Here is a 255-nt window from a genome sequence, read left to right as displayed (position 1 = left end):
TCAGCAAGCACAAGCTTGAGTAACAGCGTGTCTGCCTCAATCAGTGCTAGCCAATCAGCAAGCACAAGCATGAGCAACAGCGTGTCTGCCTCAATTAGTGCATCTGAATCAGCAAGCACAAGCATGAGCAACAGCGTGTCAGCTTCAATTAGTGCATCTGAATCAGCAAGCACAAGCATGAGCAACAGCGTATCTGCATCAATCAGTGCGAGCCACTCAGCAAGCGCAAGCATGAGCAACAGCGTGTCCGCATCA

Annotated in this window: 1 pseudogene; it reads right to left on the bottom strand. The window is 50.2% G+C overall.

What is annotated here, in order from left to right:
- Positions 1-255: pseudogene (locus B7705_RS10030) on the bottom strand (hypothetical protein); the annotation flags it as partial.

Origin of the sequence: Streptococcus oralis subsp. dentisani, assembly GCF_002096685.1 — a bacterium.
In the GTDB taxonomy this organism is placed as follows: Bacteria; Bacillota; Bacilli; order Lactobacillales; family Streptococcaceae; genus Streptococcus; species Streptococcus oralis_AD.
Note: the sequence above shows the minus strand (reverse complement) of the source record. Positions and strands in the feature narration are given on the sequence as shown.